Below are 9,725 nucleotides of genomic sequence, written 5' to 3'. Positions count from 1 at the left end.
CGTCGGGAGATCGTGCTGAAGATTGGTTTGCCGCTACTGCGGCGGAGGTGCCGTCGCTGAACCGTTCCGGCTCCGTGACAACTCGAAGAACTTTACTCACCCTGTAGGGCAGTGTCAACAGCCCCTGTCAAGATCTTTAATCCAGGTCGCTGAGCCGGCCGCCCGCGTCGGGCTGGGCGTCCTCCACCCGTCGCAGCAGGCGGGTCAGGACCTCGCCCAGGACGCCCCTGTCCTCGCTGGACAGGTCCTGGAGCAGGTCCTCCTCGAAGACCGTGGCCATGCGCATGGCCTCCAGCCACTTCTCGCGGCCCTCGTCCGTCAGCTCGACGATGACCCGCACCCGGTTCGACTCGTCCCGCTCCCGGGTCACCAGGCCCTCCCCGACCATGCGGTCGATGCGGTGGGTCATGGCGGCCGGCGTGAGACCGAGGCGCTTGGCCAGGTCGCTCGGGCCGAGGCGGTACGGGGCGCCGGCCAGGACCAGCGCCTTCAGGACCTCCCACTCGGCGTTGCTGATGCCGAGCGCGGCGGTCTGGCGGCCGTAGGCGACGTTCATCCGCCGGTTGAGGCGGGACAGCGCCGAGACGATCTTCTCGACCTGGGGGTCCAGGTCCCGGAATTCGCGCTGGTAGGCGGCGATCTGCTCTTCGAGTGTCGGCTCGCTGACGCCGGGGGTGTCGCCCATGGCCCGAGTATCGCACGGCGTCGCTTGGTGTCGAAGTCCTTCGAGGTGTAGAGTTCAACTTCGAACTTTAGCTTCGAAGTCTTCAGGCTTGCATCCATGCGTAGGGAACGTGTTGCGACACGGCCCGGCACGGGGAGCCCGTACGGCTTCACGACCAAGGCAGGTGAAAGTGACCAGGGCGATGGGCGCAGCGATGCGCCGGATCCACGTGGGCAACGCGCTCAGCGCGTTCGGGCTCGGCTTTACCGTCCCCTTCCTCTACGTCTATGTGGCGCAGGTGCGGGGACTCGGCTCCATGACGGCGGGCGTCGTGCTCGCCGTCTTCGCCGTGGCCGCTCTCGTCGTGCTGCCGTTCGCGGGCCGGGCGATCGTCCGGCGCGGCCCCCGGCCGGTCCTGCTCGCCGCCCTGGTCACCGCCGCGTTGGGTGCGCTGAACCTCGGTCTGGCGAACAGCGCGACCACGGTGGTGCTGTCGGCGGCGGCTCTGGGTGCCGGGCAGGCCGTTATGCAGCCGTCGCTGGCGACGATGATCGTGGACTGCTCCTCGGCGGACACCCGGTCGCGCGCCTTCGCGACGCAGTTCTTCCTGCAGAACCTGGGCCTCGGTATCGGCGGGCTCATCGGCGGCCACATCGTCGACCCGGACCGGGCGAGCTCCTTCACGCTGCTGTTCGCCATCGAGGCGGCGATGTTCCTGGTGCTGGTCGTGATCATGGCGACCGTCCGGATGCCGCACGCGCCCAAGATCGGCGGGGACGCTCCTCAGGCGAAGGGCGGCAGCTGGAAGCAGCTCATGGGGAACCGGGCCATGGTCCAGCTCTCCGTGCTGGGCTTCGTGCTGTTCTTCGCGTGCTACGGACAGTTCGAGTCGGGGCTCTCGGCGTACGGCGTCGAGGCGGCCGGGATCTCCACCTCGGCGCTCGGTACGGCGATGGCGGCGAACACGGCGATGATCGTGGTGGCGCAGTTCGCGGTACTGAAGTTCGTCGAGCGCCGCAAGCGGTCCCGGGTGATCGCCGCGGTCGGGCTCATCTGGGCCGTCGCCTGGCTGGCGGCCGGGTACGCGGGGCTCGGGCACAGCAGCCAGACCATGGCCACGGCGGCCTTCGTCTCGACGTACGCGCTGTTCGGGCTGGGTGAGGCGATGCTGTCGCCGACGGTCGCCCCGCTGGTCGCCGATCTGGCGCCGACGGGCATGGCGGGCCAGTACAACTCGGCCTTCGCCCTGGTGAAGCAGCTCGCGCTGGCGATCGGCCCGGCGGTGGGCGGCCCGATGGGTGCCTCGCTGCACGGTCCGTACGTGGTGACGTTCCTGCTCTTCTCGCTCGGGATCACGGCCCTGGCGCTGCGGCTCGGGCGGCGCCTGACCCCCGTGCAGGACCAGCCCTCGCTCGCCCGGAGCCGGGTGGTCGCGCAGGGCGGCCCGGCGCCCGAGCCGGTGGCCGCGAGCGCCTGACCGCACAACGGACGAGCGCACGGAGGGCCGCCACCACGTCACTGACGTGGTGGCGGCCCTCTCGTGTCTCCGGTGCGGGGTTCAGCGGATGCCGGTCAGCAGGTTGGCGGTGAAGGGGAGGGTGGTCGTGCCGTCGGGGGCGGTGTGGCCGGTCAGGCGGGTGTGGACCAGGCGCCCGGCCAGACGGAGCGCGTCCTCGCCGCCGGTGTCGACGATCGCCTGTCCCCAGGATGTGGACGAGAGCTGGCCGGGGGCGTAGACGTCGAGGGGCGGGAGCGGGACGCCGAAGGTGATCTGCCGGACGGAGACGTCGCGGAAGCCGGCGCCGCTCAGGGCCGCGGAGAGCCGGTCGGGGGTGCCGGAGAAGGCGCCCTGGTAGTTCGCCGCGAGTTCCCTGCCGCCGTACTCCTCGACGGCCTCGTACTGGGCGACAAAGTACGGGATGAGGTCCCTGGGGGCCCACGCGGTGGCGGCGAAGCGGCCGTCGGAGCGGGTGACGCGGGCCGCCTCCGCGAAGGCGGCTTCGAGGTCGGGGAAGAACTGGACGCCCTGCTGGCACACGACCGCGTCGAAGGCCGCGTCTTCATAGGGGAGCTTGTCGGCGGGGGCGACGGTGAAGTCGATGTCGGGATACATGCGGGGCGCGTGTTCCTCGGCCACGCCGATCATCGCCGGGTTGACGTCCGCCCCCGAGACCCGGCCGGAGGGACCGACCCGGGCGGCCGCGCCGCGGGCGGCGAAGCCGGTGCCGCAGGCCAGGTCGAGCACCTTGGCGCCGGGGTACAGGTCGACCGCGTCGAGGATCGCGTCCACGAAGGGCGTCATGAACGGTGCCGCGTACCGCTCGTAGCGCTCGGGGGCACTTCCATTGAGCTGAAAGCCCGATTCGTCTGCCATGGGGAGCTCTTAGCACCGGGCGGGCCTCCCGGCCAGGGGACGCGCGGAAGACCGGCCGGGGGCGGGCTCCCGGGGAGGGGGAAAACCGTCCGGTGCGCGGGATCAGTGACCGGCGCGCGGGAGCGCGAACTCGCACCACACGGCTTTTCCGCCGCCCGGGGTGCGGCGGGAGCCCCAGCCCGAGGCGATGGTGGCCACGATCGCGATGCCGCGGCCCGCCTCGTCGCCGGGTTCCGCGCGGCGGCGGCGCGGGAGGTGGTCGTCGCCGTCGGTGACCTCGATGATCAGCCGGCGGTCCGTACGGCGCAGCCGCAGCCGCATCGGCGGGGTGCCGTGCTGGAGGGAGTTGGCGACGAGTTCGCTGGCGGCGAGGACGCCGAGGTCGTGCAGGTCGCCGGGGAAGCGCCAGCTGGCCAGCACCCCGGAGGCGAAGGCACGCGCGCGGGGGGCCGCTTCCATGCCGCCGAGCAGTTCCAGGGCGGCGTTGCGGAAGAGTTCGCCGTCGGAGCCGGTGCGGGTGGGGTGCTGGAGGACGAGGACGGCGACGTCGTCGTCGTGCTCGGCGGTCACGCCGGCCGCGCGGACCAGGCGGTCGCAGACCACCTGAGGGCTGCCGGTGGCTCCGGCGAGGGCGCGTTGCAGGGAGGCGATGCCCTCGTCGAGGTCCTCGTCCCGGCGTTCGACGAGTCCGTCCGTGTACATGACGGCGGTGGAGCCGGGGCCCAGGGGCACGGAGCCGGAGGCGTGCAGCCAGCCGCCGGTGCCCAGCGGGGGCCCGGTCGGCTCGTCGGCGCGGTGGACGGTGCCGTTCTCGTCGCGGACGAGGATGGGCAGGTGGCCGGCCGAGGCGTACACCAGCCGGCCCTCGTTCGGGTCGTGGACGGCGTACACGCAGGTGGCGATCTGGTTGGCGTCGATCTCGGTGGCGAGGCCGTCCAGCAGTTGCAGCACCTCGTGCGGTGGCAGGTCGAGCCGGGCGTACGCGCGCACGGCGGTACGCAGCTGGCCCATGACTGCGGCGGCGCGGACCCCGCGGCCCATGACGTCGCCGATGACGAGCGCGGTGCGGCCGCCGCCGAGGGTGATGACGTCGTACCAGTCCCCGCCGACCGCTGCCTCCGTGCCGCCGGGCAGATAGGTGGCCGCGATGCGCAGGTCGTCGGGCTCCTCCAGCTCCTGCGGGAGCAGGGAACGCTGGAGGGTGACGGCGGTCTCGCGCTGGCGGCGTTCGCTGGCGCGCAGCCGCTCGGCGGCCTCGGCGTGATCGGTGACGTCGGTGGCGAAGACGAGCACACCGCGGCCGTCGCGTTCGGCGGAGGTGTCGACGGGGGTGCAGGTGAACGTGTACGAGCGGCCGGTCGACACCTTGCGGGACTTGACCGTGCGGGGCTTGGCGCTGCGCAGGACCTGGTCGAGGAGCGGCAGCAGGCCGAGTTCGTCGAGCTCGGGCAGCGTCTCGCGGGCCGGGGAGCCGGTGGGACGGGCGCCGAAGGCCGCGGTGTACGCGTCGTTGACGTACGAGACGCGGTGCTCGGGGCCGTGGACGAGGGCGACGAGGGCGGGGACGCGGTCGAGGACCGCGCGCACCGGGAGTTCGTCGACGGCGAGCCCGGGCCCGGTGTCGTCGGTCGGCCGCTCGGCGCGGGCGGCCGGGACGGAGCCTTCCCCGCGCCGGTCCGGGGCGGCCGTGTGCGCGGCCGCGTGCTCGGTCCGCGCTGCGGCGCGGCGCTGCGTTCCGGGGAGCCGGGCGCTCCAGCGCGTGAAGTTCACAGTGGGGAAAGCCTCGTGTTAGAAGGGCGAGCGGGTGACCCACCCAAAGTCGTGGACCTGTCTGGCAGTCTGGCCGACCTGGCCTACATCCGTCAGACGCCGTCCCTGCCGCAGGAGTTCCTCGGTCCGGTCAGGACGACCCCTTCGGGTCGTTCGGAGGCTTTCCCCCGGCCGCCAGTTCGAACTCCGCACGGGGGTGTTCGAGTGAACCGAGGGACACGATCTCCCGCTTGAAGAGACCCGCCAGGGTCCATTCCGCGAGCACACGGGCCTTGCGGTTGAAGGTCGGCACCCTGCTGAGGTGGTAGACGCGGTGCATGAACCAGGCAGGATAGCCCCTCAGCTTGCGTCCGTAGACGTGTGCGACTCCCTTGTGCAGTCCCAGGGAGGCGACGGAACCGACGTATTTGTGGGAGTACGTCTCCAGGGGTTCACCGCGCAGCGAGTGCGCGATGTTGTCGCCGAGGATCTTCGCCTGGCGGACGGCGTGCTGGGCGTTCGGGGCGGTCTCCTTGCCGGGTTCGGCGGTCACGTCGGGGACGGCGGCGGCGTCTCCGGCGGCCCACGCGTGCGGGACGCCGTCGACCGTGAGCTCAGGGGTGCACTTGAGCCGGCCGCGCTCGTTGAGGGGGAGGTCGGTGGCGGCGAGGAGGGGGTGCGGTTTCACTCCGGCCGTCCACACGACGGTGCGCGTCGGGAAGCGGGCGCCGTCACTGAGGACGGCGACCCGGTCGGCGCAGCTGTTGAGACGGGTCTCCAGGCGTACCTCGATGTTGCGCCGGCGCAGCTGGCTGACCGTGTACCGGCCCATCTCCTCGCCGACCTCGGGCAGGATCCGGTCGGAGGCCTCGACGAGGATCCACTTCATGTCCTCGGGCTTGAGGTTGTGGTAGTACCGCGCGGTGTAGCGGGCCATGTCCTCCAGCTCGCCGAGGGCCTCGACGCCCGCGTAGCCGCCGCCCACGAAGACGAAGGTCAGGGCCGCGTCGCGGATCGCGGGATCGCGGGTGGAGGAGGCGATGTCCATCTGCTCGATGACGTGGTTGCGGAGGCCGATGGCCTCTTCGACCGTCTTGAAGCCGATGGCGAAGTCGGCCAGCCCGGGGATCGGCAGGGTGCGCGAGACCGAGCCGGGGGCGAGCACGAGGTCGTCGTACGCGATCTGCTCGGCGCCCGCGCCCTCCTCCTCGGTGGCGAGCGTGGTGAGCGTGGCGGTGCGCTTGGCGTGGTCGATCGAGCGGACCTCGCCGATGACGATCCGGCACCGGTCGAGGACCCGGCGCAGCGGGACGACCACGTGGCGCGGCGAGATCGAGCCCGCGGCGGCTTCGGGGAGGAACGGCTGATAGGTCATGTACGGGTCGGGCGACACCACCGTGATCTCGACTTCGCCCCGCTTCAGTTCGGGCTTCAACTGCCGCTGGAGACGCAGGGCGGTGTACATCCCGACGTAGCCGCCGCCGACGATGAGAATGCGCGCACGTTCCTTCACCATCCCATGACGCACCCCGCTCCGGAGTTTGTCCACAGCCCCGGCAATTTGTGTGACCGGTCGCCGACAACGTGCAGAGTTGGCCGATTTGCCGGGCTCTAGGGAAAACCCGCAGGTCAATGGGATGGAGGGGGTACCCGGACAGGGCGCAATCGGGACGTACGGGGTCCGTACTCCGATCGGGGGGCGCTCCGTGCGGAACCTGCCCCTTCTGAATTGACCCCCTCTCAACTATGTTCGTGTGTCGACGGGGTGTAGGGGGATGCGCTCGGCGAGTCCGCAGAGGGGCTCGCACATCAGCTTGTTCCACACGCTCCGGTCTGTCGATGGCGGGGAGAGTCTCCGGGGGGAGACGTCATTACCGGGGGAACGCTTATGCACATTCAGGACTCTCATTGGGCATCCGCGTCAGCCATCGCACCCGGGGGTGCGATGACCGGCACGGCCACGAGCGGCAACGGCCGCGGTCCGGCGGACGGACCGCGCACGACGCCGCTGCGTGTGGACGCACAGCGCAATCTGGAACACGTACTGCGCGCGGCGCGCGAGGTCTTCGGCGAGCTGGGATACGGCGCGCCGATGGAGGACGTCGCCCGGCGCGCGAGGGTCGGTGTCGGCACCGTGTACCGCCGCTTCCCGAGCAAGGACGTCCTGGTGCGCCGGATAGCCGAGGAGGAGACTTCCCGGCTGACCGACCAGGCCCGTGCCGCGCTCGGCCAGGAGGACGAACCGTGGTCGGCGCTCTCGCGCTTCCTGCGGACGTCGGTGGCCTCGGGCGCCGGCCGGCTGCTGCCGCCGCAGGTGCTGCGGGTCGGCGTGGCCGAGGACGAGGCGGAGCCGGACGGGGCCCGGGTGCCGCAGCAGCGGTCCCAGACCACGCCCGAGCTGCGGCTCGTCGAGCAGCGGCCCGCGACCGAGGACGAGCCGGTGATCGCCGAGGTGGACGACGCCGGAGCGGCGGCGCTGCTCGAGGTGGTCGGACGGCTGGTCGACCGGGCGCGTGCGGCGGGCGAGTTGCGCGCCGACGTGACCGTGGCGGACGTCCTGCTGGTCATCGCGACGGCGGCACCCTCGCTGCCGGACGCGGCCCAGCAGGCGGCGGCCTCGGCCCGGCTCCTGGACATCCTGCTGGAGGGTCTGCGCTCGCGTCCCGCGTGAGCCCGGCCCGACGCCCGCACGGCCCGGACGACGAAGTCCGGTGCGGTGCGGGCGTGTTCCGGCCAGGGCACGGCCCAGGGCACGGCCCGGGGCCACGAAGACGCCCCGGGTGCGCGTGAGCCACGCGTACGCGGGCGCGCCTCCGGGCGCTCCCGAGCGCGTCGACGCTCCCGGCCGGTCCGATGCGGCCCGAGTACTCCGATGCTCCTGGGCGCGGGTGGAATCCACTCGCACCCAGGAACATCGCTCTTTCGCCCGGGCACTCGGCCGGAACCGGGGGTGCGCGACGGCAACTTCCGTACGGGACACGGCTGTCCGTGCGCTTCGGGCGGCCCTGAACCATTCCCCGAACAGCTGACCGTTAACGCTGTCGCGCGCGTAATCCCCCCGGACGAGTGGTTGGTCCGTACGAAGGGGTGCCGCCGGGGGAGCCTGTGGCAGTCTGTCCCGGTATTCGGGTCCGGGTGGGCAGGCGGGGGCGTTTCGGCGTGAGCGTGGACGGGCGGGACGAGTCACTCGGTGACGGCGGCGCCGACGGCGGCACCGGGACCGGCGGCCCATCCGCACCGCGGCTGCCGGAGCAGGGCGGCCCGCACGGCGAGCCGCTCCACGACCGGGGACCGGACGCCGGGACTCTGCACGGCCGGGGCCCGGACGACGGGGCTCTCCACAGCCGGAAGCCGGGCGGCGAACGCCCGCCGGGCGCCCCCACCGACCCCCGCGACGCGAACCCCCGCGACACGGAACGCGACTTGGCGGACACGGCCCCCCTCCCTGTACCCGCACCCGCACCCACAGCGGCACCCACCCCCGGCACGTCCGACCCCTCCGTGCCCTCGCAGCGCGACCGCTGGGACCCGCGCGAGGGAAGCGTCCTGCCGCCTCCGCGGGAGGCGGTGCCGTCGGGGACCACGCCGCCGCCCGACGCCGGTCTGATCGAGCGGATGCGCGCGGGCGACGACACGGCCTACGAGGAGCTGTACCGCCGGCACGCCGAAGCCGTCCGCCGCTACGCCCGCACCTGCTGCCGCGACCCGCACACCGCCGACGACCTCACCGCCGAGGTGTTCGCCCGCATGCTGCAGGCCGTTCGCGGCGGCAGCGGCCCCGAGCACGCCGTGCGCGCGTATCTGCTCACCACGGTCCGCCGGGTCGCCGCGCACTGGACGAAGTCGGCCCGGCGGGAACACCTGGTGGACGACTTCGCGGTGTTCGCCGCGCAGGCCGCGCGCGGTTCCGAGGTCTCCGACGACGAGGGCCTCGACCTCGGCGCGGAGGTACGCGCGATGCACGAGGCCGAACAGTCCATGGCCATGCGGGCCTTCCGCTCGCTGCCGGAGCGCTGGCAGGCCGTGCTGTGGCACACCGAGGTCGAGGACGAGTCCCCGAGCGAGGTCGCCACGCTCTTCGGTCTCGACGCGAACGGCACCCGGGTCCTCGCCAGCCGCGCGCGGGAGGGACTGCGGCAGGCCTATCTCCAGGCGCACGTGAGCGACACGCTCACCATGGACAAGGAGTGCGCGCGCTACGCCGACCGGCTCGGCGCCTACGCCCGCGGCGGTCTGCGCACCCGTGCCGAACGGGGCCTGCGCAAGCACCTGGAGGAGTGCGCCCGGTGCCGGCTGGCGGCCGGCCAAATCAAGGAGGTGGCCGGCGGGATCCCGGCGGTCGTACCGGTCGCGGTCATCGGCTGGTTCGGCGCCGCCGGTTACGCGAAGGCTCTGGCGCTCGTCGCCGGGGGTGCCGGAGCGGGTGCGGCCGGGGCCGCGGGAGCGGCGGTCGTGGCGGGCGGCGGCTCGTCGGGAGCGGGCGCCGGGGGCGGCGCGGCGGCCTCCGAGGCGATCGGCGCGCCGGTGAAGGCCGGTATCGCGGCCGGTGTCGTCGCGGTGGCCGCGGCGGCGGTAGCGCTGTCCCTGGTGGGCAACGACGGTCCCGCCCCGAAGCCCGAGGCGGGAAGGGCCGCCTCGCCGGCCGTCGAGGCGCCGGTCCCTTCGCCGGAGCCGCCCGAGCGGTCCCCCGCGCCGAAACCACCGGTGGTGGCTCACGGACCGGCCCCCGCCCCGCCCTCCAAGGCGGCACCGAGACCCGCCCCGAAGCCGGCACCGAAGACGCCCCCGAGTCCGTCTCCCACGCCCGACCCGGCCCCCACACCGTCCCCTTCCCCACCGCCGAAGCCCCCCGAGCGGTCCCCCGCGCCAAACCCACCGGTGGTGGCTCACGGACCGGCCCCCGCCCCGCCCTCCAAGGCGGCACCGAGACCCGCCCCG

General features: G+C 73.0%; 8 protein-coding genes. 3 read left to right on the top strand and 5 right to left on the bottom strand.

Features of this window, described 5'->3' with window-relative positions; genetic code table 11:
* Positions 1-136: 136 nt before the first annotated feature.
* The gene (locus tag IO36_RS35785) at positions 137-685 is read right to left on the bottom strand and encodes a MarR family winged helix-turn-helix transcriptional regulator (protein ID WP_037626458.1); all 549 of its coding nucleotides are present in this window, start codon (positions 683-685) and stop codon (positions 137-139) included.
* A gap of 181 nt (positions 686-866) precedes the next feature.
* Here IO36_RS35785 and IO36_RS35780 point away from each other — a divergent pair, with 181 nt between their 5' ends.
* Entirely contained in the window at positions 867-2,141 is a 1,275-nt protein-coding gene (locus IO36_RS35780) for an MFS transporter (protein WP_037626456.1), read from the top strand.
* An 81-nt stretch (positions 2,142-2,222) separates the two neighbouring features.
* On the opposite strand, the gene IO36_RS35775 is transcribed toward IO36_RS35780, so the two are convergent.
* From IO36_RS35775 to IO36_RS35765, 3 genes are all read right to left on the bottom strand, one after another.
* On the bottom strand, positions 2,223-3,038 hold the full coding sequence (locus tag IO36_RS35775) for a class I SAM-dependent methyltransferase (RefSeq protein WP_037626454.1): 816 nt from the start codon (positions 3,036-3,038) through the stop codon (positions 2,223-2,225).
* A 102-nt stretch (positions 3,039-3,140) separates the two neighbouring features.
* Positions 3,141-4,808: an ATP-binding SpoIIE family protein phosphatase gene (locus tag IO36_RS35770; protein ID WP_037626451.1), complete on the bottom strand. Its 1,668-nt coding sequence runs from the start codon at positions 4,806-4,808 to the stop codon at positions 3,141-3,143.
* A gap of 130 nt (positions 4,809-4,938) precedes the next feature.
* Positions 4,939-6,303, bottom strand: a complete 1,365-nt coding sequence (locus IO36_RS35765) for an NAD(P)/FAD-dependent oxidoreductase (RefSeq protein WP_037626449.1) — start codon at positions 6,301-6,303, stop codon at positions 4,939-4,941.
* 372 nt (positions 6,304-6,675) lie between these two features.
* Between IO36_RS35765 and IO36_RS35760 the strand changes: the two genes are divergently transcribed.
* Entirely contained in the window at positions 6,676-7,458 is a 783-nt protein-coding gene (locus IO36_RS35760; RefSeq protein ID WP_037626447.1) for a TetR/AcrR family transcriptional regulator, read from the top strand.
* Positions 7,459-7,970: 512 nt separating this feature from the next.
* On the opposite strand, the gene IO36_RS47785 is transcribed toward IO36_RS35760, so the two are convergent.
* The gene (locus IO36_RS47785) at positions 7,971-8,129 is read right to left on the bottom strand and encodes a hypothetical protein (RefSeq protein ID WP_209441319.1); all 159 of its coding nucleotides are present in this window, start codon (positions 8,127-8,129) and stop codon (positions 7,971-7,973) included.
* Between the two features lie 273 nt (positions 8,130-8,402).
* Here IO36_RS47785 and IO36_RS35755 point away from each other — a divergent pair.
* The coding region (locus IO36_RS35755) for a sigma-70 family RNA polymerase sigma factor (protein ID WP_158997710.1) at positions 8,403-9,725 on the top strand (1,323 nt) is incomplete at its 3' end.

It is taken from the genome of Streptomyces aureus (assembly GCF_000725495.1).
Taxonomy (GTDB): Bacteria; Actinomycetota; Actinomycetes; order Streptomycetales; family Streptomycetaceae; genus Streptomyces; species Streptomyces aureus_B.
Note: the sequence above shows the minus strand (reverse complement) of the source record. Positions and strands in the feature narration are given on the sequence as shown.

Coding starts and splice junctions, on each gene's coding strand:
- IO36_RS35760 (WP_037626447.1), top strand. CDS start 6,676: ATGCACATTCAGGACTCTCATTGGGCATCCGCGTCAGCCATCGCACCC.
- IO36_RS35780 (WP_037626456.1), top strand. CDS start 867: ATGGGCGCAGCGATGCGCCGGATCCACGTGGGCAACGCGCTCAGCGCG.
- IO36_RS35775 (WP_037626454.1), bottom strand. CDS start 3,038: ATGGCAGACGAATCGGGCTTTCAGCTCAATGGAAGTGCCCCCGAGCGC.
- IO36_RS35765 (WP_037626449.1), bottom strand. CDS start 6,303: ATGGTGAAGGAACGTGCGCGCATTCTCATCGTCGGCGGCGGCTACGTC.
- IO36_RS35785 (WP_037626458.1), bottom strand. CDS start 685: ATGGGCGACACCCCCGGCGTCAGCGAGCCGACACTCGAAGAGCAGATC.